The 23,262-nt window shown below is 74.2% G+C and carries 23 protein-coding genes; 20 read left to right on the top strand and 3 right to left on the bottom strand.

The features are described from left to right. Position 1: 1 nt before the first annotated feature. The 16 genes from hpt to QRT05_RS03815 all read left to right on the top strand — a co-directional run bounded on the left by hpt (position 2) and on the right by QRT05_RS03815 (position 15,531). The gene (gene hpt, locus QRT05_RS03740; protein ID WP_289445392.1) at positions 2-556 is read left to right on the top strand and encodes a hypoxanthine phosphoribosyltransferase; all 555 of its coding nucleotides are present in this window, start codon (positions 2-4) and stop codon (positions 554-556) included. 119 nt (positions 557-675) lie between these two features. Beyond that, positions 676-2,706 carry an ATP-dependent zinc metalloprotease FtsH gene (gene ftsH / locus QRT05_RS03745; protein ID WP_289445394.1) on the top strand — a complete coding sequence of 677 codons (2,031 nt, stop codon included), beginning with the start codon at positions 676-678 and terminating at the stop codon, positions 2,704-2,706. Then, complete coding sequence (gene folE, locus QRT05_RS03750; RefSeq protein ID WP_289445396.1) at positions 2,706-3,308, top strand: GTP cyclohydrolase I FolE; 603 nt, start codon at positions 2,706-2,708, stop codon at positions 3,306-3,308. The genes ftsH and folE overlap by 1 nt, the downstream gene beginning before the upstream one ends. Positions 3,309-3,403: 95 nt before the next feature. After that, complete coding sequence (gene folP, locus QRT05_RS03755; RefSeq protein ID WP_289446112.1) at positions 3,404-4,276, top strand: dihydropteroate synthase; 873 nt, start codon at positions 3,404-3,406, stop codon at positions 4,274-4,276. Next, a complete protein-coding gene (folK, locus tag QRT05_RS03760) occupies positions 4,273-5,544 on the top strand; it encodes a 2-amino-4-hydroxy-6-hydroxymethyldihydropteridine diphosphokinase (protein ID WP_289445398.1) in 1,272 nt (423 codons plus the stop codon). The genes folP and folK overlap by 4 nt, the downstream gene beginning before the upstream one ends. Further along, positions 5,541-6,014, top strand: a complete 474-nt coding sequence (locus tag QRT05_RS03765; protein WP_289445400.1) for a DUF3180 domain-containing protein — start codon at positions 5,541-5,543, stop codon at positions 6,012-6,014. The genes folK and QRT05_RS03765 overlap by 4 nt, the downstream gene beginning before the upstream one ends. 35 nt (positions 6,015-6,049) lie before the next feature. Then, positions 6,050-6,535, top strand: coding sequence for a PH domain-containing protein (locus QRT05_RS03770; RefSeq protein WP_289445402.1), 486 nt, complete (start codon positions 6,050-6,052; stop codon positions 6,533-6,535). Continuing rightward, on the top strand, positions 6,532-8,082 hold the full coding sequence (locus QRT05_RS03775) for a PH domain-containing protein (protein ID WP_289445404.1): 1,551 nt from the start codon (positions 6,532-6,534) through the stop codon (positions 8,080-8,082). Before QRT05_RS03770 ends, QRT05_RS03775 begins: the two co-directional genes overlap by 4 nt. Continuing rightward, the gene (locus tag QRT05_RS03780) at positions 8,079-9,080 is read left to right on the top strand and encodes a Rossmann-like and DUF2520 domain-containing protein (RefSeq protein WP_289445406.1); all 1,002 of its coding nucleotides are present in this window, start codon (positions 8,079-8,081) and stop codon (positions 9,078-9,080) included. Before QRT05_RS03775 ends, QRT05_RS03780 begins: the two co-directional genes overlap by 4 nt. Further along, a complete protein-coding gene (panC, locus tag QRT05_RS03785) occupies positions 9,077-9,994 on the top strand; it encodes a pantoate--beta-alanine ligase (RefSeq protein ID WP_289445407.1) in 918 nt (305 codons plus the stop codon). Before QRT05_RS03780 ends, panC begins: the two co-directional genes overlap by 4 nt. Then, a complete protein-coding gene (gene panD / locus QRT05_RS03790; protein WP_289445408.1) occupies positions 9,991-10,491 on the top strand; it encodes an aspartate 1-decarboxylase in 501 nt (166 codons plus the stop codon). The genes panC and panD overlap by 4 nt, the downstream gene beginning before the upstream one ends. Beyond that, positions 10,488-12,203, top strand: a complete 1,716-nt coding sequence (locus QRT05_RS03795; protein WP_289445409.1) for an L-aspartate oxidase — start codon at positions 10,488-10,490, stop codon at positions 12,201-12,203. The genes panD and QRT05_RS03795 overlap by 4 nt, the downstream gene beginning before the upstream one ends. A gap of 226 nt (positions 12,204-12,429) precedes the next feature. Further along, positions 12,430-13,344, top strand: a complete 915-nt coding sequence (gene nadC / locus QRT05_RS03800; RefSeq protein WP_289445411.1) for a carboxylating nicotinate-nucleotide diphosphorylase — start codon at positions 12,430-12,432, stop codon at positions 13,342-13,344. Between the two features lie 56 nt (positions 13,345-13,400). Continuing rightward, entirely contained in the window at positions 13,401-14,912 is a 1,512-nt protein-coding gene (gene lysS / locus QRT05_RS03805; RefSeq protein WP_289445413.1) for a lysine--tRNA ligase, read from the top strand. Between the two features lie 53 nt (positions 14,913-14,965). Beyond that, a complete protein-coding gene (locus QRT05_RS03810) occupies positions 14,966-15,097 on the top strand; it encodes a hypothetical protein (protein WP_326522632.1) in 132 nt (43 codons plus the stop codon). Between the two features lie 98 nt (positions 15,098-15,195). After that, the gene (locus tag QRT05_RS03815; protein ID WP_289445415.1) at positions 15,196-15,531 is read left to right on the top strand and encodes a histone-like nucleoid-structuring protein Lsr2; all 336 of its coding nucleotides are present in this window, start codon (positions 15,196-15,198) and stop codon (positions 15,529-15,531) included. A 64-nt stretch (positions 15,532-15,595) separates the two neighbouring features. On the opposite strand, the gene xylB is transcribed toward QRT05_RS03815, so the two are convergent. Continuing rightward, positions 15,596-16,999 carry a xylulokinase gene (gene xylB, locus QRT05_RS03820; protein ID WP_289445416.1) on the bottom strand — a complete coding sequence of 468 codons (1,404 nt, stop codon included), beginning with the start codon at positions 16,997-16,999 and terminating at the stop codon, positions 15,596-15,598. A gap of 65 nt (positions 17,000-17,064) precedes the next feature. After that, entirely contained in the window at positions 17,065-18,252 is a 1,188-nt protein-coding gene (gene xylA, locus QRT05_RS03825) for a xylose isomerase (RefSeq protein WP_289445417.1), read from the bottom strand. A gap of 77 nt (positions 18,253-18,329) precedes the next feature. Here xylA and QRT05_RS03830 point away from each other — a divergent pair, with 77 nt between their 5' ends. The 4 genes from QRT05_RS03830 to QRT05_RS03845 all read left to right on the top strand — a co-directional run bounded on the left by QRT05_RS03830 (position 18,330) and on the right by QRT05_RS03845 (position 22,745). Further along, positions 18,330-19,508 carry an ROK family protein gene (locus QRT05_RS03830; protein ID WP_289445419.1) on the top strand — a complete coding sequence of 393 codons (1,179 nt, stop codon included), beginning with the start codon at positions 18,330-18,332 and terminating at the stop codon, positions 19,506-19,508. 11 nt (positions 19,509-19,519) lie between these two features. Then, a complete protein-coding gene (locus QRT05_RS03835) occupies positions 19,520-20,515 on the top strand; it encodes a lactonase family protein (protein ID WP_289445421.1) in 996 nt (331 codons plus the stop codon). 130 nt (positions 20,516-20,645) lie between these two features. Further along, entirely contained in the window at positions 20,646-21,962 is a 1,317-nt protein-coding gene (locus QRT05_RS03840) for a glycosyltransferase (RefSeq protein WP_289446113.1), read from the top strand. A 42-nt stretch (positions 21,963-22,004) separates the two neighbouring features. Further along, entirely contained in the window at positions 22,005-22,745 is a 741-nt protein-coding gene (locus QRT05_RS03845; protein ID WP_289445423.1) for a phosphoglyceromutase, read from the top strand. A gap of 70 nt (positions 22,746-22,815) precedes the next feature. Here QRT05_RS03845 and QRT05_RS03850 read toward each other — a convergent pair whose 3' ends face one another. After that, positions 22,816-23,226: a VOC family protein gene (locus tag QRT05_RS03850; protein ID WP_289445425.1), complete on the bottom strand. Its 411-nt coding sequence runs from the start codon at positions 23,224-23,226 to the stop codon at positions 22,816-22,818. Between the last annotated feature and the right edge of the window lie 36 nt (positions 23,227-23,262).

The raw sequence follows: 23,262 nt of genomic DNA on the forward strand, positions 1-23,262 counted from the left end.
GGTGGATCCTGCGGACATGGGCGACGACCTCGAGAAGGTCCTGCTCAGCGAGGAGCAGCTGCACGCGCGGCTCGACGAGATCGCCGCTCAGATCGACGCCGACTACGCCGGCAAGGACCTGCTGCTCGTCGGCGTCCTCAAGGGTGCCGTCATGGTGATGGCGGACCTGGCCCGCCGCCTGCACTCGTCGGTGCAGATGGACTGGATGGCCGTCTCGTCGTACGGGTCCGGCACCAAGTCGTCGGGGGTCGTGCGCATCCTCAAGGACCTGGACGCCGACCTCACCGGCCGCCACGTGCTCGTGGTCGAGGACATCATCGACTCAGGGCTCACGCTGTCCTGGCTGCTGTCGAACCTGCGCAGCCGTGGGCCCGCGAGCGTGGAGATCGCCACGATGCTCCGCAAGCCCGAGGCCGCCAAGGTCGAGGTGGACGTCCGCTACGTCGGCTTCGACATCCCGCCGGAGTTCGTCGTCGGGTACGGCCTGGACTACGCCGAGAAGTACCGGAACCTGCCGTTCGTCGGGACGCTCGCGCCGCACGTCTACGGGGCCTGAGCCACGGCCTCAGCGGTGTGTGCCCTGGGCGAACAGCGGCCGGAGCCTACAGATTCACCGTGTAGTTTCGAGCCGACCAGCCCTGCGAACACAGGAGGAAGGGCTCGCCCCGACCGCCGATGAACCTCAAGCGCCTCACTCGTGGCCCCTTCCTCTGGGTGCTCCTCGCCGTGATCCTCATCTGGATCGGCATGAGCACCCTGGCGTCGCCCAAGGTCTCCAGCATCGACATCTCCGACGGCTTCGCGCTGCTCAAGGGCACCACGGTCGAGCAGGCCAAGATGACGGACGGCGTCCAGCGCGTCGACCTCACGCTGTCGCAGGACTTCGTCGACGGCAAGGAGAACAAGGGCAAGCGGGTGTACTTCAGCTACACCGAGCCCCAGGGCACCACGGTGGCCGAGGCGATCACCGCGGCCGACCCGCCCAAGGGCTACTCGTCGGTGAACCCGCAGCCGTCCTGGTGGTCGGGCCTGCTGGGCATCGTGATCCCGTTCATCATCATCCTGGCCGTCTTCTGGTTCCTCATGTCGAACATGCAGGGCGGCGGCTCGAAGGTGATGAGCTTCGGCAAGTCGCGCGCCAAGCTGGCCAACAAGGAGTCGCCGCAGGTCACGTTCGCGGACGTCGCCGGGGTCGACGAGGCTCTCGACGAGCTGCAGGAGATCAAGGAGTTCCTCTCCGAGCCGGCCAAGTTCCTCGCGGTCGGCGCCAAGATCCCCAAGGGCGTGCTGCTGTACGGCCCGCCCGGAACCGGCAAGACGCTGCTGGCCCGCGCGGTCGCGGGCGAGGCGGGCGTGCCGTTCTACTCCATCTCGGGCTCGGACTTCGTCGAGATGTTCGTCGGCGTGGGCGCGAGCCGCGTGCGTGACCTGTTCCAGCAGGCCAAGGAGAACAGCCCCGCCATCATCTTCGTCGACGAGATCGACGCCGTGGGTCGTCACCGCGGCGCGGGCCTCGGCGGCGGCCACGACGAGCGCGAGCAGACTCTCAACCAGATGCTGGTCGAGATGGACGGCTTCGACGTCAAGACGAACGTCATCCTCATCGCGGCGACCAACCGCCCCGACATCCTCGACCCCGCGCTGCTGCGCCCCGGCCGGTTCGACCGCCAGGTGGCCGTGGACCCGCCCGACCTCAAGGGCCGCGAGCGGATCCTGCAGGTGCACGCCAAGGGCAAGCCCATGGCGCCGCACGTCGACCTGCTCGCCGTGGCGCGTCGCACGCCCGGGTTCACGGGTGCCGACCTGGCCAACGTGCTCAACGAGGCGGCCCTGCTCACCGCGCGGCACAACGCGCAGGTCATCGACGACAACGCGCTCGACGAGGCCATCGACCGCGTCATCGCCGGACCGCAGAAGCGCACGCGGGCGATGAACATCAAGGAGCAGAAGATCACCGCGTACCACGAGGGCGGGCACGCCCTGGTGGCGGCGGCGCTGCGGTACACCGACCCGGTGACCAAGGTGACGATCCTGCCGCGAGGGCGCGCGCTGGGCTACACGATGGTCATGCCGCTCGAGGACAAGTACTCCACGACGCGCAACGAGCTGCTCGACCAGCTCGCCTACGCGATGGGTGGCCGTGTCGCCGAGGAGCTCGTGTTCCACGACCCCACGACGGGCGCGAGCAACGACATCGAGAAGGCCACCGCCACCGCGCGTCGCATGGTGACGCAGTTCGGCATGAGCGCCCGCCTGGGCGCCATCCGCCTGGGTGCCGAGTCCTCGGAGATGTTCCTGGGCCGCGACGTGGGGCACCAGCGCGACTACTCCGAGGACGTCGCCGGGTCGATCGACCTCGAGGTGCGCGCCCTGATCGAGCGCGCGCACGACGAGGCGTGGGAGGTGCTGGTCGAGTACCGCGACGTGCTCGACGAGCTGGTGCTCGAGCTCCTGGAGAAGGAGACCCTGAACGCCGAGCAGCTGGCGCGCATCTTCGCCCCCGTGGTCAAGCGCGAGCCCCGCACGGTGTGGCTCTCGAGCGACCAGCGCGCGGTCTCCGACCGGCCGCCCGTGCTGGGGCCCGGCGAGAAGAAGCTGCTCAACGGCCACGCGACTGTCCCCGAGGACGAGGCCGCGGCGGCCCACGAGGAGCACCCCGCCACCGAGGTCATCGAGGTCCCTCCGACGCAGACCCCGGACGCCTGATGGTCGACCCGGTGAGCGCGCCCGGCAACGCCGTGGGCGAGTACGACCAGGATAGGGTCGAGGCGGCCATCCGCGAGCTGCTCCTCGCGGTCGGTGAGGACCCCGACCGCGAGGGACTGCGGGAGACCCCGGCGCGCGTCGCGCGGTCCTACCGCGAGATCTTCGCCGGCCTCTTCCAGGAGCCGGCCGACGTCCTGACCACCACGTTCGACCTCGGTCACGAGGAGATGGTGCTGGTCAAGGACATCGAGGTGTACTCCACGTGCGAGCACCACCTGGTGCCGTTCCACGGCGTCGCCCACGTCGGCTACATCCCGGGTGCCGACGGGCGGATCACCGGGCTGTCCAAGCTCGCGCGCCTCGTGGACGTCTACGCGCGTCGGCCGCAGGTGCAGGAGCGGCTCACGTCGCAGATCGCCGACGCGCTGGTCGAGGCGCTCCAGCCGCGCGGGGTGCTGGTGGTCGTGGAGTGCGAGCACCTGTGCATGTCGATGCGCGGCGTGCGCAAGCCCGGCTCGCGCACGGTCACGTCGGCCGTGCGCGGTCAGATGCGCGACGTCGCGACCCGGGCCGAGGCCATGAGCCTGGTCATCGGTCGCTGACCGCCGCTCCGGCACGCCGCCCTACGATCGCTGACGTGAGTCCCCTCGGCCCGCCGCGGCTGCCGGCGCACCTCGCGCGCGGGCGCACGCTCGTGATGGGCGTGGTCAACGTGACGCCCGACTCCTTCTCCGACGGAGGGCGCTGGTACACGCCCGCGGCGGCCGTCGCGCACGGGCTCACGCTGCTCGAGCAGGGCGCGGACCTCCTCGACGTGGGCGGCGAGTCGACCCGCCCCGGCGCCCGCCGCGTCCCGGTCGACGAGGAGCTGCAGCGCGTGCTGCCCGTGGTCGAGGCGCTCGTGGACCGCGGCGCGCCCGTGAGCGTGGACACCACGCGGGCGCAGGTCGCGCGCGCCGCCGTCGACCGCGGGGCGGTGCTGGTCAACGACGTCTCCGGCGGGCTCGCTGATGACGACATGGCTCGGGTGATCGCGGAGACCGGCGTCACCTACGTGGCGATGCACTGGCGGGGCCACGCGGACGTCATGGACGAGCTGGCCGACTACGACGACGTCGTCACCGACGTGCGGCACGAGCTCGCGCAGCGCCGGGCGGTGCTGCGCAGCCATGGAGTCCACGACGACCAGGTGGTGCTGGACCCCGGCCTGGGCTTCGCGAAGCCGGGCGCCAGCAACTGGCCGCTGCTGGCCCGGTTGCCGGAGCTCGTGGCGGACGGCTTCCCGGTGCTGGTGGGCGCCAGCCGCAAGCGGTTCCTGGGCCACCTGCTCGCCGATGCGGACGGCACCCCGGCGCCGCCCCTGGCCCGTGACGGGGCGACCGCCGCGGTGACCGCGCTCGCCGCGGTGCACGGGGCTTGGTGCGTCCGGGTCCATGATGTTCCCGCCTCGGTCGACGCGGTGCGCGTGGCGGCGGCATGGCAGTCTGCGCAGCAGCCTGCGCCGGGATCGGGTGTGGACGACGAGCTCGCTGTCGACGACGAGGCGAGGACAGGAGGGACGGGCCCGTGAGCCAGTTCGACGAAGGTGCCGTGGCGGACGACCAGCGACGCAAGCTGGACCAGATCCGCCTGACGGGCATCACCGCGACGGGTTACCACGGCGTGTTCGAGCACGAGCGCCGGGAGGGCCAGACGTTCGTCGCGGACGTCGTGGTGCACCTCGACACGCGCCGGGCGGCCGCCCGCGACGACCTCGCCCACACGCTCAACTACGGCGAGCTCGCCGTCCAGGTCTCGGCCGTCCTGTCGGGGGAGCCGGTCGACCTCATCGAGACGGTCGCCGAGCGGATCGCCGCGACGGTGCTCGCGCACGCCCTGGTGCAGGCCGTGGACGTCAGCGTGCACAAGCCCCAGGCGCCCATCGAGGTGCCCTTCGGCGACGTGGTGGTGGCGATCCGTCGCGACCGCACCAAGCTCCCCGCCGCGGAGCCGTACACGGCGCGGTCGGCCGCCGGAGCGGAAGCCGCCGCGCCGGCACCGGGAGGCCCGGTACCCGCAGGCCCGGCACCCGCCACCGTCGCACCCGCAGGGCCCACGCCCACCGCCGCGCTGCCCGCGGTGCCGGCCCCGACCCCTGCCGCGCCCCTCGCGCCCACGGCGGGCGTCGACAACCCGAGCGGCCCGGTGATCGTCGCGCCCGCGCCGCGCGGAGCGCTGCCCGACGGCGTCGCGGCGCGCCCGGTCGACGGCGAGGTCGTCGTCGACGCGTTCGACCGCACGCCGGACGCTCCCGTGGACGTGGTGCTCGCGCTCGGCTCGAACCTCGGCGCCCCGCAGGACACCCTGCGCCGGGCTGTCTCCGACCTCGGCGCGATCCCGGGAGTCCAGGTGGTCGACGTGTCGCCCCTGGCCCGCACGGCCCCCGTGGGCGGCCCCGAGCAGCCCGACTTCCTCAACGCCGTGGTGCTCGCGCGCACGGTGCTGTCCGCCCGTGACCTGCTGCGCGCCACGCAGGCGGTCGAGCAGGCGCACGGCCGGGAGCGGCACGAGCACTGGGGCCCGCGCACCCTGGACGTCGACATCATCGTGTACGGGGGCCTCACCGCGGTCGCGGACGACCTCGAGGTGCCGCACCCGCGGGCCCACGAGCGCGCGTTCGTGCTGCAGCCGTGGGCGCAGGTGGCCCCCGACGCGGTGCTGCCCGGGCTCGGCGGCGGACCGGTCGCCGTCCTCGCCGCGACGGCCCCGGACCGGGACGGCGTGCGGTGGCTGGCCCTCGACTGGCTGACGGCACCGACGACGCCCGCCGATCCCGCCGGCGACGTGCAGCCGGCGTGATCAGCCGGACCCGCTGGACCACGCTCGTCGCCGTCGCGCTCGGCGTCGGCGCGGTCACCTGGTGGCTGCTCGAGTCGTTGAGGGACCGCGGCACCACGATCCCCGAGGTCTCGTGGCTGGTGGGCCCGGTGGAGCTGCTCATCGCCGGCGTGGTGCTGTCCATGGGCTGGGCCGTACGCCAGTTCCTGCGCGGGAAGCGCCCGACCCTCAACCCCATCCGCGCGGCCCGCACCGCGGTATTGGCCAAGGCGTGCGCCTACACGGGCGCGATGCTCGTGGGCTGGTACGGCGGACAGCTCGCGGTGCGCCTCGGTGCGCTCGACATGCCCGCCTCCGCCCCTCGCGCGTGGGCGGCGGGGCTCGCCACCGCGGGCGCGCTCGCGATGGCGGTCGTGGGGCTGGTCGCGGAGGGCTTCTGCCGCGTCCCGCCGGCGGAGCCGCACGTCGAGGTCGGCCCCGCGGCCCGGTAGGACGTGCAGGTCGCGGCCGGTGCAAGGATGGGCGCATGAGCGAACCGTTCGACCCGGCGGACGTCACCTGGACCCGCGTCTCGCCCCGCCTGGCCGCGGCACGGATCACCACCACGAGCATCGTGTTCGGGGTGCCGCTGCTGATCCTCGTCGTCGTGGCCGTGCTCACCGGCGAGCCCTGGGTGTGGCTGCCGGTCGCCGTGCTCGCGGCCGTGCTGCTCTGGCTCGTGCTGCTGATCGGCCGCCAGGTGCGCGCCATCGGGTACGCCGAGCGCGCCGACGACCTGCTGGTGCGCCGCGGCATCATGTTCCGCGAGCTCGTCGTGGTGCCCTACGGCCGCATGCAGTACGTCGACGTCAGCGCCGGCCCGCTCGCCCGCAAGTTCGGCATCGCCGCGGTGCAGCTGCACACCGCGTCGCCCGCCACCACGGCCACGATCGACGGGCTGGCACCCGAGGAGGCCGCGCGCCTGCGGGAGCGCCTGGCGTCGCGGGGCGAGGCGCGGCTGGCGGGTCTGTGACCACCGACGACGTGCGTGCGAACTCCGCGACCACCGGGGGTCCGACCGGCCCGGTCCCGGCGGCCGTCACGGACGCCGCCGCCGAGGCCGCGGCCGACGCGGCGGTCGCCGCCGAGCGCGTCGACGCGACCGCGTGGCGGCGCATGCATCCCGTCACGCCGGCGATCAAGGCGTGGAAGGTGTTCGTCGCGGTGCTGGCGATCGTCGGCTACCAGCTGCTGGACAACCTGGACGCGCTGGAGCAGGTCCGCCACGTGTGGCTCGTCCTGGTCGCCGCGCTGGTGGCCGTCGGGCTCGTCGGGCTCGTCTACTCGGCACTCGCCTGGCGCTCGACGCGCTTCGCGGTGACCGACGACGCGGTGCACCTGCGCTCCGGCGTGCTGTTCCGTCAGCAGCGCCAGGCGCGGCTCGACCGCCTGCAGGCCGTCGACGTGGTGCAGCCGCTGCTCGCGCGGCTCGTCGGCCTGTCCGAGCTCAAGCTCGAGGTCGCGGGCGGCGCAGGCTCCGCGGTCTCGCTCGCGTTCCTCAAGGAGGACGACGCGGAGGTGCTCCGCGCGGAGCTGCTGGCGCTCGCCGCCGGGCTCCAGCGGCCGCACGCCGTGCGGGCCGAGGCCGAGCCGGAGGCGCTGCCCGCCGCCCTGCCGCGGGCCGCCTTCGCGGACGCGCCCGAGCGGGCGATGTACGAGGTGCCGATGCCGCGCCTGCTGGTCGCCACCCTCCGGTCCGGAGCCATGGTGGGCCTCGCGGTGCTCGCGGTGGGTGCCGTCGTGGTCAGCATCCTCTCGCGGGACGTCGGCGCGGCCTTCGTGCTGGTGCCCGGCTTGTTCGCGTCGGCGGGGTTCATCTGGACGCGGATCAACCAGGGCGCGAGCTTCCGCGCGGCCCTCTCGCCCGACGGCATCCGCCTGCGTCACGGCCTGACGGAGTCCCGCGCCCAGACCGTGCCGCCGGGCCGCGTGCAGGCCATCCGCCTGAGCCAGAGCCCCTGGTGGCGAGCGCGCGACTGGTGGCGCATCGAGATCAACGTCGCGGGCTACGGCCACGGCGAGGACCAGGCGCGCGAGACCGTGCTGCACCCCGTGGCGACGCTCGAGGAGGCCATGGTCGCGGTCTGGCTCGTGCTCCCGGACCTGGGGGTGGACAGCCCGCAGGCGACGCTGGACGCCGCGCTGCACGGTCGCGACCAGGACGGCGGCTTCACGGCGGCCCCGCGCGCGGCTCGGTGGGTGGACCCGATCGGCTGGCGGCGGCACGGCGTGCTGGTGACCGAGCGCGCCCTCCTGGCCCGCTCCGGTCGCGTCTTCCGGCAGCTCGACGTCGTCCCCCACGAGCGGACGCAGTCGCTCGGGCTCGCGCAGGGGCCGCTGCAGCGCCGGCTCGGGCTCGCGTCGTTCGTCGTGCACTCCACGCCCGGTCCGGTGAGCCCCTCGGTGGCGCACCTGGACGCCAAGGTCGCGGCCGCGCTGCTGGACGAGCAGGCGGCCCGCGCGCGCACCGCCCGAGCCGCGGCCGTCCCCGAGCAGTGGATGACGGGGCCGTCGGCATGACGGAACCCTCCCGGCGTCCCGGCCGGCTGGGCGTCGGCGTCGTCGGCGCGGGCCGCGTGGGTGCCGTGCTCGGCAACGCCCTGCGCGCGGCGGGCCACCCGGTGGTCGCCGTGAGCGCGATCTCGCACGCCTCGCGCGAGCGCGCCGAGCTGCTGCTGCCCGGCGTCCCCGTCGTGGAGGTCCCCGAGGTGGTGCGTCGCGCCGAGCTGGTGCTGCTCGCCGTCCCCGACGACGTGCTGCCGGGGCTGGTCCAGGGCCTGTCCGACCTGGGCGCGTGGCAGCCCGGCCAGATCGTGGCGCACACGTCGGGGCGGTTCGGCACCGACGTGCTCGCGCCGGCGCGCCCCGCCGGCGTCATCCCGCTCGCCCTGCACCCCGCCATGACGTTCACGGGCACGTCGCTCGACCTCGCCCGGCTGGTGGGCGCGTCGTTCGCCGTGACGGCGCCCGCGCCGGTCCTGCCCATCGGGCAGGCGCTCGTGGTCGAGGTGGGTGCGGAGCCCGTCGTCGTCGACGAGGCCGACCGCGGGCTCTACCACGCGGCGCTCGCGCACGGGGCCAACCACCTGGTGGTGCTCGTCGCGCAGGCCGCCCAGGCGCTCGCGGCGGCCGGCGTCGACGACCCCGGTCGCCTGCTCACCCCGCTGCTGGAGGCGGCGCTGGACGGCGCCCTGCGTGCCGAGACGACCGTCGCCGAGCGGGGCGTCGGCGCGATCGGAGCACTCACGGGGCCCGTGCGGCGCGGCGATGCCGGTACGGTGCGGGAGCACCAGGTGGCGCTAACGGCGTTCGCGGCCGCGACCGGCGCCGTGGACGTGGTCGCCGACTACCGCGCGCTCGCGCGCTCGGCGGCCGGTCGGGCGCTCGCGGCGGGGCTCATCTCCGACGCCGCCGCCACCGGCGTGCTGGATGCGATCCACGACACCCCGGTCGCGGGCATCGAACCGGGTGCGGGATCGTTGCAGCAGGAGGACGACCCGCAGGAGGACGAGGAATGACCACCCGGACCACGACGCTCGCGCGGACGCGTGACGAGCTCGCGGCTGCCCTCGTCGGGCAGGACCTGACCCCCGGACGTGGCCGCCCGTACCGCCGTGCCGTCGTCATGACCATGGGCGCGCTGCACGCCGGACACCTGTCCCTCGTCGAGCAGGCGCGGCAGCTCGCGGACCACGTGGTCGTCACGATCTTCGTCAACCCGTTGCAGTTCGGGCCCACGGAGGACCTGGCCCGCTACCCGCGCGACCTCGAGGCCGACCTCGCGCTGCTGACCGGTCCCCACCTGCTGGGTCCTGACGACGTCGTGTTCGCCCCCGACGTGGCCGTCATGTACCCCGGCGGCGACCCGGTGGTGCGCGTCTCCGCGGGCCGGATCGGGGACGTGCTCGAGGGCGCGGTCCGGCCCGGGCACCTGGACGGCGTGCTCACCGTGGTGCTCAAGCTGCTGCACCTCACGCAGCCGGACGTGGCGCTGTTCGGCCAGAAGGACGCCCAGCAGCTCGCCGCCATCCGCCGGATGGTGCGCGACCTCGAGGTGCCGGTCGAGATCGTCGGCGCGGCCCTGGTGCGCGACGACGACGGGCTCGCGCTGTCCAGCCGCAACGCCTACCTCTCGCCCGAGCAGCGGACGAGCGCGCTCGCGCTCTCGGCCGCGCTCGCGGCCGGGGTCGCCGCGGCCGGCGACGGCGCCGACGCCGTGCGGGCCGCAGCGCGCGCCCGGCTGCACGCGGTCGACCACGCCGTCGACCACGTGGACTACGTCGCGCTCGTCGACCCGGACTCGTTCGACGAGGTGCCCGACGACCACTCCGGCGAGGCGCTGCTGCTGCTCGCGGCCCGCCTCGGCAGCACGCGACTCATCGACAACACCGCGCTCGTGCTGGGCGCACACCGACAGGAGGAGCGCGCGTGACCACCCTGCAGCGCACCATGATGACCGGCAAGATCCACCGCGCCACCGTGACCCAGGCCGACCTGCACTACGTCGGCTCGGTGACCGTGGACGCCGACCTGCTCGCCGCGGCGGACCTGCTGCCCGGCCAGCAGGTCGACATCGTCGACGTCACCAACGGCGCGCGCCTCACCACGTACGCCATCGCGGGCGAGGCCGGCTCGGGCCAGGTCTGCATCAACGGCGCGGCCGCGCACCTCATCCACCCGGGCGACGTCGTCATCCTCATCGCCTACGGCGTCATGTCCGACGCCGAGGCGCGCACCTACGCACCCCACGTGGTGCTCGTCGACGCCGACAACCGGATCGTCGACCTGAGCGAGGACCCGGGGCAGGTGCCCGCTGAGTGGACCGAGCGCTCGGGGCTGGTGGCGAGCGGCGTCCCTTTCGCCCGAGGGCGTGACCTGGTCGAGCACCCGCACGACTTCCCGACGCCCGACGCCGGCATCGCTCGGTGAGCCGCCCGCCCGTCGAACCACCCCGGCTGGCGGCTCGTCTCGCCGCGCCCGGGCCCGGCTGGACCGTGCAGGCGGACGCGGTCGTCGTCGGCTCCGGCATCGCGGGCCTGACCGCGGCGCTCGAGCTGCGCACGCGCGTGCCCCGCGTCCTGCTGGTCACCAAGGACACGCTCGCCTCCGGTTCGACCGTGTGGGCGCAGGGCGGCATCGCCGCGGCGCTCGACCCGTCGGACTCGGCCGAGGCGCACCTGCAGGACACGCTCGACGCCGGTGCCGGCCTGTGCGACCCGCGCGCCGTCGAGGTGCTGGTGACCGAGGGCCCGGCGCGGGTGCGCGAGCTCGTGGCCCGCGGCGCGGTGTTCGACACGGCGCCCGACGGCCGGATCTCGCTGACCCGCGAGGGCGGCCACCACGCCGACCGCATCGCGCACGCGGGCGGGGACGCGACCGGCGCCGAGATCTCGCGCGCGCTCGTCGCCCAGATCGAGGCCGTGCGCGACGACCCGGGCATCGAGGTCATCGAGCACGCCCTGGTGCTCGACGTGCTCACGGGCCCTCCGGGGCCGGACGGGCGACCCGGCGCGGCGTGCGGCGTCACGCTGCACGTGATCGGCGAGGGGCAGCGCGACGGGGTCGGAGCCGCGCTCGGGCGCGCGGTGGTGCTCGCCACGGGCGGCATCGGGCAGGTGTTCCGCTCATCCACCAACCCCGCGCAGGCCACGGGCGACGGCATCGCCGCGGCGCTGCGCGCGGGCGCCGTGCTCGGCGACGTGGAGTTCGTCCAGTTCCACCCCACCGTGCTGTGGCTGGGCTCGGGCATGAAGGGGCAGCTGACCCTCGTGTCCGAGGCCGTGCGCGGCGAGGGCGCGCTGCTGCTCGACACGGACGGCGTCCGGTTCATGCCCGACGTGCACCCCATGGCCGAGCTCGCGCCGCGCGACGTGGTAGCGCACGCCATCGTCCGCCGCCTCGCGGAGACCGGGTCGGACCACGTGTGGCTCGACACGCGGCACCTCGGCGCGGAGTTCCTGCGCAAGCGGTTCCCCACCATCCACGAGCGGCTGGCCGCGAGCGGCATCGACATGGCGACCGAGCTCATCCCCGTCGCCCCGGCGCAGCACTACCACTCGGGCGGTGTCGTCGCGGACCTGGTGGGGCGCACGTCCGTGACCGGGCTGTACGCGGTGGGCGAGGTGGCGTGCTCGGGCGTGCACGGCGCCAACCGCCTCGCGTCCAACTCGCTGCTCGAGGGCCTCGTCTTCGCCACGCGGGCGGCGCGGCACATCGCCGCGCGCGTCGCCGACGGCTCGCTCCCGCAGGTGGAGCCCGTGCCGCGGCCGGGACCCGAGGCGCTGGTCGCCGCAGCTTCCCGGGCCCGCGTGCAGCGCATCGCCAGCGACGGTCCGGGCGTGCTGCGCTCCGGGGACGGGCTGCGCGCCGCGCTCGTCCGGCTGGACGCGGTGCCCACGGACGCGCACTCCCGGCACGACGACGGACGCATGCTGGCGGTGCCGCAGGTGGCCGAGTGGGAGACGACGAACATCCACCAGGTCGCCACCGCCCTGACGTACGCGGCGCTGCTGCGCGAGGAGAGCCGCGGCGGCCACGCCCGCACCGACTTCCCGCTCCGGGACGACGCCTGGCGGCTCCGGCTGGACCTCTCGCTCACGCCCGACGGCTGCCTCTCGGCCGACCGGACGCCCCCCGGCTGAACCGGTGCGGGATGCCGGTCGCTGGCCTCTCGTGCCCCGGGCTACCGAGCCCGCTCTACGCCCTCGTCCGCCGCTAACTCGTCGCCGAGCCTCAAGCTGCGGGCGCTGACGCCCGCCAAACCGCCCACAGGTTGAGGCTCGGCCACGCAAGACGTCCGGCGGGTGTGCAGGTCCGGCGGCGGGCGCCGGCGCGGCCCGGGGTGGGCGGGCCGGTAGCGTGGGCCGGGTGAGCGACGTGGTGGGCGGGTTGCCCGGAGATCCGGGGCCCGACCCGGCAGCCATCGACCGCGTGGTGGCCGCCGCGCTCGACGAGGACCTCGGCCCCGGGGCCGGCAGGGACGTCACGACGCAGGCGACGATCGTGCCCGACGAGCGAGGTGCCGCGGACCTCGTGGCCCGTGCGGACGGTGTCGTCGCGGGGCTCGTCGTGGTCCCCGTCGTGCTCGACGCGGTGGCGCGGCGTCTCGCGCTGCCGCGTGCCACCGTGGAGGTGGTCGTCCCGGACGGCACGCGCGTGCGCCGCGGGGACGTGCTGGCGCGGCTGACCGGTCCCGTCCAGGTGCTGCTCGTGGCCGAGCGCACGCTGCTCAACCTCGCCTCGCGCGCGTCCGGGGTCGCCACGCACACGCGCCGCTGGGCCGACGCGCTCGCCGGGACCGGCGCGCTGGTGCTGGACACCCGCAAGACCACCCCCGGCCTGCGCGCGCTCGAGAAGTACGCCGTGCGCTGCGGCGGCGGCACCAACAAGCGGATGGGCCTGTACGACGTCGCGATGGTCAAGGACAACCACGTGGCGGCCGCCGGTTCCGTGACCGCCGCGGTCGAGGCGGTGCGCGCACGGTTCCCCGGGGTGGCCATCCAGGTGGAGGCCGACACGGAGGACCAGGCCCGTGAGGCGATCGCCGCGGGCGCCCGGTTCCTGCTGCTCGACAACATGGCCACGCCGCTGCTGGCTCGGGTCGTGGCCGCGGTCCGGGAGGGCGAGGCCGCCAGCGGTCGCGTCGAGCTCGAGGCGACGGGCAACCTGACGCTCGACCGCGCGCGCGACGTCGCCCTCACGGGCGTCGACTACCTGTCGGTCGGCGGCCTGACGCACTCGTCGCCCATCCTCGACCTCGCCCTGGACCTCACCACCGCGTGATGCGAGAGACATCCCCCGGGGACGGGAGCCTCGGGCGGCGTCGGTAGGATCACCGGGTGAGCGACGCACCCCAGGATCTTGCCGACGACACCCCGGAGCAGATCCGCATCCGCCGCGACAAGCGCGCGCGACTCCTCGCCGAGGGCACCGAGGCGTACCCGGTCTCCGTGCCGCGCACGCACACCATCGCGCAGGTCCGTGCGACCTATCCCGACCTCGAGGCCGGGACGGAGACCGACGACGAGGTGGGCGTCGCCGGTCGCGTCGTGTTCCTGCGCAACACCGGCAAGCTCTGCTTCGCCACGCTGCAGGACGGCGAGGGCAACCGGCTCCAAGCGATGCTGAGCCTCGCCGCGGTGGGCGAGGAGCGGCTCGCGGCGTTCAAGACCGACGTCGACCTCGGCGACCACCTCTTCGTGCACGGCAAGGTCATCGCCTCGCGGCGCGGCGAGCTGTCCGTGTTCGCCGACGCCTGGCAGCTCGCGGCCAAGGCGATCCGGCCGCTGCCCAACCTCTACGAGGGTACGGAGCTCTCCGAGGAGGCGCGGGTGCGCCAGCGCTACGTGGACCTGGTGGTCAGCCAGCGCTCGCGGGACATGGTGCGTCAGCGCGCCGCGGTGCTGCGCTCCGTGCGGGAGAACCTGCACCGCCGCTCGTTCATCGAGGTCGAGACCCCGATGCTGCAGGTGCGGCCGGAGGGTGCGGCGGCACGTCAGTTCGAGACGCACATGAATGCGTTCGACATCCCGCTCTTCCTGAGAATTGCGCCCGAGCTTTTCTTGAAGCGTGCCGCGGTGGGTGGCGTGGAGCGCGTGTTCGAGATCAACCGCAACTTCCGCAACGAGGGCGTCGACGCGACGCACTCCCCGGAGTTCGCGATGCTCGAGGCATACGAGGCGTACGGCGATTACCACACCATGGCCGAGCTCACGCAAGACCTGGTGCAGACCGCCGCGAACGACGCGTTCGGCTCCACGGTCGTCACGTTGGCCGACGGCTCGGAATACGACCTCGGTGGCGAGTGGGCGCGTCTGCCGATGTATGACTCGTTGAGCGCCGCAATCGGCGACGAGATCACGCACGACAGCCCCGACGACGTATTGCTGCGACTTCTCGACAAGGCCGAGATCGAGCTCGCGCCGGCCCAGCGCAACCACGGCAAGATGGTGGAGGAGCTCTGGGAGCACCACGTGGGCAGCGGACTGGTCGCTCCCACGTTCGTCGTCGACTTCCCCGTCGAGACGTCTCCGCTCACGCGCGACCACCGCACCAAGCGCGGGCTCGTGGAGAAGTGGGACCTGTACGTGCGCGGCATGGAGCTCGCGACGGCGTACTCCGAGCTCGTCGACCCGGTGATCCAGCGTGAGCGCTTCGAGGCGCAGGCCGCGCTCGCGGCGCGCGGCGACGACGAGGCGATGCGGATCGACGAGGACTTCCTCACCGCCATGGAGTTCGCCATGCCCCCGTCGGGCGGAATGGGAATGGGCATCGACCGGCTGCTCATTGCGCTCACGGGCCGCGGAATTCGCGACACGATCCTTTTCCCGCTCGTGAAGCCGCAGGCCTGATCGCCATGGACGGATGGGGACCGGCACTTGCCGCATTGATCCCGTCGATCGGCGTGGGTCTGCTGTTCTGGTTCGGCATGCGTGCGGTCATCAATGCCGACCGCACGGAGCGGCAGGCGCTGGCGCGAATGGATCTCGCCGAACAGCAGGCCGCGGCGGACGAGCGGGAAAAGAATCACGACTAGCGTTTGACCGCCGTTTGTGCGCGATGCGATGCTGTTCAGGTCGGGCAATTTGCCCACTGGGGGCACACCTCGGTCCGCACGCATAAACGGAGCCCACGATGGCACAGAAGGTTCAGGTCCTGCTCGTCGACGACATCGACGGCGGCACGGCCGACGAGACCGTGACTTTCGGTCTCGACGGCGTCACCTACGAGATCGACCTCACCACGGCGCACGCCGCCGAGCTGCGCGACGCGCTCGCCCAGTGGGTGGGCCACGCACGCAAGGTCGGCGCACGCAGCTCGCGTCCCAGCAGCTCCCGGCCGGCGGCACGTCGTTCGTCCGCCTCCGACGCCCACGCGATCCGCGAGTGGGCCAAGTCCCGCGGCCTCGCGGTCTCCGAGCGCGGTCGCATCTCGGCCGAGGTGCGCGCGGCGTTCGAGGCCGACAGCTGACACCCCGCTCACACCCCGCAGTGACGAGCCCGGCCCCCGCCTGACGGGGGCCGGGCTCGTGCCGTCACGCGGGTCGCACGCCCGTGAGCTCGCGCACCGCGGCGTACTGCTCGCGCACCTCCGGCGTGGCCGGAGCCTCGTGCACCTCGGCGGCCGCCGCGGCGGACCAGGCCGGCGGCTCCGCGGCGCCGGACAGCAACCACGCGGCCTGGCGGGCCGCGCCGTCCGCCACGTACTCGCCGGGCGTCGGGACGTGCACCGGCAGCCCGAAGACGGAAGGCGCGATCTCCCGCACCGCCTGGGACTGCGCGCCGCCGCCCACGAGGAAGAGCCGGCGCACGTCGACGCCCTGCGCCTTCAGCGCGTCGAGGCCGTCGGCCAGCGCGCACAGCATGCCCTCCACCGCGGCGCGGGCCAGGTGTGCGGGCGTGGTGTTGGCCAGGCGGATGCCGTGCAGCGCGCCGGTGGCATCGGGCTTGTTGGGCGTGCGCTCGCCCTCCAGGTAGGGCACCAGCACCAGGCCCTCGGCGCCGGCAGGGGCGGACAGCGCGAGCGAGGAGAGGCCGGCGTGGTCGACCCCGAGCATGCGGGCCGCGGCGTCCAGCACGCGCGACGCGTTGAGCGTGCACGCGAGGGGGAGGAAGGCCCCGGTCGCGTCCGCGAAGCCGGTGACGAGCCCGGAGCCGTCGGCCGTCGGGGCCGAGCTGATGGCGCTCACGACGCCCGAGGTGCCGATCGAGACCGCGACGTCCCCGGGCCCCAGGCCCAGGGCGAGGGCGGCCGCGGCGTTGTCGCCCGCGCCGGGGCCCAGGAGTGCCCCGGCCGAGGACCGCAGCCCCGACTCGGACGGGCCGAGCACCCGGGGCAGCTGGGCGTCATGACCCAGGGCCAGCTCGAGCAGGTCCCGCCGGTAGCCCTCGTCCACGGGCGACCAGTAGCCCGTGCCCGACGCGTCGGACCGGTCCGTCACGAGCGTGTCGAGACCGGCGGCTCCGGACAACCGCCAGGTCAGCCAGTCATGGGGGAGCGCGACCGCGGCGACCCGCGCGGCGTTGTCCGGCTCGGCGTCCCGCAGCCAGCGCAGCTTGGTGACCGTGAGCGAGGCGACCGGGACGGAGCCGACGGCGTCGGCCCACGCCTGCGGGCCGCCGAGCTCGTCGATCAGGTCGAGCGCAGCGCCGGCCGAGCGGGTGTCGTTCCAGAGCAGCGCGTCGCGCACCACCTCGCCCGACGCGTCGAGGGCGACCATGCCGTGCTGCTGCCCGCCCACCGAGACCGCCTCGACGTCGTCGAGCCCGCCGGCCTCCTGGATCGCGGACTGCAGCGCGTCCCACCAGTGCCGGGGGTCGACGGACGTGCCGTCGGGGTGCGCGGCGCGTCCCGAGCGCACCAGGGCGCCGGTCTCCGCGTCGCGCACGACGACCTTGCTGGACTGCGTCGACGAGTCGACGCCGGCGACGAGCGGCACGACGAACCTCCGAGGTGACAGGGCGTCCGGGCGGTGAGCACCGCCCGGACGCCGAGGGGTGTGGGTCAGCGAGCGCCGATCGCGTGCTCGAGCGCCAGCTGGTTGAGGCGCACGAAGCCGAAGCCGCGTGCGGCGACGGCGTCGACGTCGAGCTCCTCGTACGCGCTGGTGTCGGCCAGCAGGTCCGCCAGCGTCTCGCCCGGCGCCAGCGTCGGCTGCGACAGCTCCAGCACGCCCGACTCCTCGAGGGCCGCCTGGACCTCGGGGTCGGCCCGGAACGCCTGCGCACGCTCCTTGAGCAGCAGGTAGGTCGACATGTTGGCGGCAGCCGAGTCCCACACGCCCGTGAAGTCCTCGGTGCGCGAGGGCTTGTAGTCGAAGTGGCGGGGGCCGTCGTAGCGGGGTCCGCCCGACGGGAAGCCGTTCTCGATGAGGTCCACGGTGGCGAACGCCGAGAACAGGTCGCCGTGGCCGAACACGAGGTCCTGGTCGTACTTGATGGAGCGCTGGCCGTTGAGGTCGATGTGGAAGAGCTTGTCCGCCCACAGCGCCTGCGCGATGCCCGAGGTGTAGTTCAGGCCGGCCATCTGCTCGTGACCCGTCTCGGGGTTGAGGCCGACGATGTCGCCGTGCTCCAGCTTGGCGATGAGCGCGAGCGCGTGCCCGACCGTCGGCAGCAGGATGTCGCCGCGGGGCTCGTTGGGCTTGGGCTCGATCGCGATGCGCAGGCCGTAGCCCTTCTCCTTGATGTACGCGGCGACGGTGTCGATGCCCTCGGCGTACCGGTCGTGCGCGGCGTTGAGGTCCTTGGCCGAGTCGTACTCGGCGCCCTCGCGGCCGCCCCACATGACGAAGGTGTCCGCACCGAGCGACGCGGCGAGGTCGACGTTGCGCACCACCTTGCGCAGGCCGTAGCGGCGCACGCGGCGGTCGTTCGACGTGAACGCGCCGTCCTTGAAGATCGGGTGGCTGAACGTGTTGGTGGTGACCATCTCGACCGTGATGCCGGTCTCGGCGAGCGCGCCGCGGAACCGGTCGAGGATCCGCTCGCGGTCGGCCTCGGAGGAGCCGAACGGCACCACGTCGTCGTCGTGGAACGTGACGTGCGACGCGCCCAGCTCGGCCAGGCGGTGCACGGACTCGACCGGGTCGAGCCACGGCCGCGAGGCCGACCCGAACTGGTCCTGGGCGTTCCAGCCGACGGTCCACAGGCCGAAGGAGAACTTGTCAGCGGGGGTGGGCTTGCGCACCATCAGGCGACCTCTCAACGTTGAGACGGGATTAGTTGTATGAATGAACTTATGCGCGAAAGCCGCTAGGGTCAAGCCCCATGAGAGCCACGGCGGCGCGGCAGGGCAGCCTGCGCGAGCACAACCTGGGCCTGGTGCTGCGCACGGTCCTCGATGCCGAGGTGGCCCCCTCGCGCGCCGACGTCGCCGGCACCACCGGTCTGGCCAAGGCGACCGTCTCGGCGCTCGTCGACCGGCTCGTCGCCGGCGGGCTGCTCGCCGAGCTCGCCCCCGCTGCCCCGCTGCGCGCCGGCCGGCCGGCCGTGCCGCTGGTCGCTCCCGCCGGCACGCTCGCCGCCGTGGGGGCCGAGGTCAACGTCGACTACCTCGGCGTGCGCGTGCTGGACCTCTCGGGCCGCGTGCTCCACGAGCGGGTCCGGCACCTCGACCTGCGCGAGAGCGAGCCGGGCGCCGTGCTGAGCATGCTCGGCACGCTGCTCGACGAGGCCGCCGCGGCCATCGGCCCCGCGCCCCGCCTGGTCGGCACCACCCTGGCCCTGCCCGGGCTGGTGGACCGCGACGCCGGCATCCTGCGCCTCGCGCCCAACCTCGGCTGGCGGGAGGCGGACGTCGTCCGGCTGCTCGCCGCCGCCTCGTCGACGGCCGCCACGTCCCCGCCCGCCCTCGCCAACGAGGCCGACCTGGCCGCCCGCGCGGAGGCTGCGGCGCGTCGTGGGCCCGCCGGTGAGCGGCCCAGCTTCGTGTACGTCTCGGGCGAGATCGGCATCGGTGCGGCGCTCGTGCTGGACGGTGAGCTGTTCGGCGGACGCCACGGCTGGGCGGGCGAGATCGGTCACACCGTCGTCCCCGGCGGCCGCACGCTCGAGCAGGTGGCGGGCCAGGACGCGCTGCTGCGCGCGGCGGGGCTCGACCCCGACGGCGGACTCGACGCGCTCGTCGACGCCGCAGGCCGGCGGGAGGCGCACGCGACCGAGGCGATCGAGCTCGCCGGCCGCACGCTCGGCCTCGCGCTGGCCAACGTGGTCAACCTCGTCGACGTCTCGGGGATCGTGCTCGGCGGCACCTACGCGCGGCTCGCGCCCTGGCTGCGGGAGCCCGTCCTCAGCGCGCTGCGCACCCACGTGCTCGCCTCGCCCTGGGCGGCACCGCAGGTGGACGTGGCCCGCGCGGGAGAGCTGCCCGCGATGACCGGGGGCGCGCTGGCCCAGCTGGGCCGCGTCCTCGCGGACCCGGCGGACTGGCTGGCCGAGACGCCGTAGGCTCGTCCGCCGTGACCACGCTCTGGATCGGTACTTATCCGTCGGCGGGCGCCGGCACGCCCGTCGGGCTCGGTGAGGGGGTGTGGAGCGTCGAGCTCGACGCCGCGACCGGCCAGCTGTCCGGCGAGCGGCTGCTGGCCGCGACGCCGTCGCCCTCGTTCCTGGCGGTCCACGCCGACGGCCGCACCCTCTACGCCGTCAACGAGCACAGCGACGGCACCGTCACGGCGTTCGACGTCACGCCCGACGGTCTGCGCGAGCGGGGGTCGGTGCCCTCGGGTGGCGACGACCCGTGCCACGTCGTGGTCGACGGCGACACGCTGCTCGTGGCCAACTACAGCTCCGGCACGCTCGCGGCGATCCCGCTGGACGCCACGGGCGGCTTCGCGGGTGACGCGACGGTGCTCGGCCACGTCGGCAGCGGTCCGAACCGCGAGCGCCAGGAGTCGCCGCACGCCCACTTCGTGGCTCTGGACCCGGGCGGCAGGCACGTGCTGGTCGTGGACCTGGGTACCGACGAGATCCGCCGCTACCGCCGCACCGACGACGGCCTCGTGCCCGACGGCATCGCCATGACCTTCGCGCCGGGCACGGGTCCGCGGCACCTCGCCTTCGCCCCCGACGGGCTCCACGCCTACGTCGTGGGCGAGCTCGACAACGCGGTGCACGTGCTGGAGTGGCGCGAGACGACCGGAACGCTCGTGCAGTCGGTGCCTGTCGCGACGGACTCGCTCCTGTCCCACGTGCTGCTCGACGGTGAGCGGCTGCTCGTCGGCGTCCGCATCAGCGACACGATCGCCGAGCTGACCGTGGGCGCCGACGGCCTGCTGGCGGAGCCGGTCCACCACCGGCTGCCGGGCGGCTGGCCGCGGCACCACGAGGTGGTGGACGGGTGGACGGTGGTCGCCGAGCAGGTGGGCGCCGCGCTGACCGTGCTCGGACCCGACGGCGCGGTGGCGTCGCGCCTGGACCTCCCGGCGCCCGCGTGCGTCGTGCGCGCCCGCTGACCGTCCGCACCGCCGATCACCATCCGAGACGTCCACAGGTCCCAGCGCGAGGACCCGCGGCGTGCGGGAGAATGAGCGCAGCAGCCGCCCGCCGACAGGAGCCCACGTGACCCGCGCCCCACGCGTCGCCATGCTCTCGGTGCACACCTCTCCCCTGGAGCAGCCCGGTACGGGCGACGCGGGCGGCATGAACGTGTACGTGCTCGAGCTCTCGCGCGCGCTCGCGGCCAGGGGCGCCCGCGTCGAGGTCTTCACGCGCGCCACCTCCTCCGACCTGCCCGAGACCGTGGTCCTCCCCGGGGCGGACGCCTCCGGTGCCCCGCTCGCACCCGAGGAGAGTCGCGCGGTGCTGCTCGACGAGGACGTGCCGCCCGGTGTGGTGCCGCCCGTGCTCGTGCACCACGTGCCCGCGGGGCCGTTCGAGCGCCTCGACAAGAACGACCTGCCGGGCGTCCTGTGCGGCATGGCGGCCGGCGTGCTGCGCACCGAGTCGGCGCGCCGTCCGGGCTGGTACGACGTGGTGCACTCGCACTACTGGCTCTCCGGCCAGGTGGGTCGCATCGCGGCCGACCGGTGGGAGGTGCCGCTCGTCCACACGGCGCACACGCTCGCGCGCGTCAAGAACGCGGCGCTCGCGCCCGGGGACGACGCCGAGCCGCCCGCGCGCGAGCTGGGGGAGGAGCAGGTGGTCGCGGAGGCGGATGCGCTCGTCGCCTCCACGCCCACCGAAGCGGCCGAGCTCGTCGAGCTGTACGGGGCCGACCCCGCCCGCGTGCACGTCGTGGAGCCCGGGGTCGACCTGCGCAGGTTCGCCCCCGTCCCGTCCGCCGAGCGCGTCGCCGCACGTCGCTCGCTCGGGCTCCCGGTGGACCGCGACGTCGTGCTGTTCGCAGGCCGCGTGCAGGCGCTCAAGGCGCCGGACGTGCTGGTGCGCGCGCTCGGGGTGCTCCGCGCCACGGGCCGCCCGGTGCCGCTGCTCGTCGTGCTGGGCGGCCCGTCCGGGCGGTCGACGTCGGTGCGCGAGCTGCTCGCGCTCGCGTCCGTGGCCGGGGTGGCGGACGACGTCGTCGTCCGCCCGCCCGCCGACCGCGACACCCTGGCCGGCTGGTACCACGCGGCCGACGTCGTCGCGATGCCGTCGCGCTCCGAGTCGTTCGGCCTCGTGGCCGCCGAGGCGCAGGCGTCGGGCGTGCCGGTGCTGGCCGCCGCGGTCGGTGGCCTGCGCTCGATCGTCGAGCACGACGTGTCGGGCCGTCTGGTGCGCGGGCACGACCCGGCGCGCTGGGCCGACGAGCTGGCGGACCTGCTCGCCGACCGCGCGCGGCTGCAGGCCTTCGGCGAGGCCGCGCGGCCCGTCGCGGAGAGGCTCGGCTGGGACACGGCCGCCGACCAGCTGCTCAAGGTCTACGCGGTGGCGCGCGAGCCGCGCACACCGTCCAGGGACTGACGTCCCTGCGCCGTGGGGTCCGGGCTGCGGCAGGATGAACCCATGACCTACACCCTCGTGCTGCTCCGCCACGGCGAGAGCGAGTGGAATGCGAAGAACCTCTTCACCGGCTGGGTCGACGTGGCCCTCTCGGAGAAGGGCGTCGAGGAGGCCAAGCGCGGCGGCGCGCTCCTCACGGACGCGGGCGTGCTGCCCGACGTGGTCCACACGTCGCTGCTGCGCCGCGCGATCACCACGGCCAACCTGGCGCTCGACGCGGCGGACCGGCACTGGATCCCCGTCAAGCGGTCCTGGCGCCTCAACGAGCGCCACTACGGCGCGCTGCAGGGCAAGGACAAGAAGCAGACCCTCGACGAGTACGGCGAGGAGCAGTTCATGCTCTGGCGCCGCTCGTACGACGTGCCGCCGCCGGACATCGAGCTCGGCTCGGAGTTCTCGCAGGACAGCGACCCGCGGTACGCGGGGGAGCCGATCCCGCGCGCCGAGGCGCTGGAGCAGGTGCTGGTCCGCGCGCTGCCCTACTGGGAGTCCGAGATCGTCCCCGACCTCAAGACGGGCAAGACCGTCCTGGTGGCGGCGCACGGCAACTCGATCCGCGCCCTGGTCAAGCACCTCGACGACGTCGACTCGGGCACGATCGCCGGGATCAACATCCCCACGGGCATCCCGCTGCTCTACACGCTCGACGAGGAGACGCTCAAGCCCACCAACCCGGGCGGGACGTACCTCGACCCCGAGGCCGCGGCGGAGGCCATCAAGGCCGTCGCCAACCAGGGTCGCTGAGCCGGCGCCAAGCTGAGCCGACGCGGACGCCCCGGTCACCCTGTGCGGGTGACCGGGGCGTCGTGCTGCGTCAGCCGGAGGGGGGCAGCTCCTCGAACAGCGTCACGGGCATGCCCTCGGGCCCGGCGAGCCGGGCGTTGAGCGAGTCCCAGGGGGTGCGGACGGGCGGGGCGACGACCAGGGTGCCCGAGGCCGCGAGCCGCTGCGTGCTGCCGGCGCCGTCCTCCACCTCGAACGCGAGCCGCACGCGCGGCGGGTCTCCGGCGGCCACGCCCTCGACCTCGTCGATGAACCGCGCGTGCGGCTCGTCGGACAGCTCGAGCGTGGCGCGGCCCGCCTCGAGGATCACCACCCGGCCGTCGGGATCGCTGAACGCGTCCTGCTCACGCAGGCCCAGGGCGTCGCGGTAGAACGCGATCGCGGCATCGAGGTCGGCGACGGTCAGGACGACGCGCAGCTGGCGGACGGTCGGCTCGCTCATGCGGACCGACGCTACCCCCGCCAGGTGGCCAGACGC

Origin of the sequence: Cellulomonas edaphi (genome assembly GCF_030362815.1) — a bacterium.
Taxonomy (GTDB): Bacteria; Actinomycetota; Actinomycetes; order Actinomycetales; family Cellulomonadaceae; genus Cellulomonas; species Cellulomonas edaphi.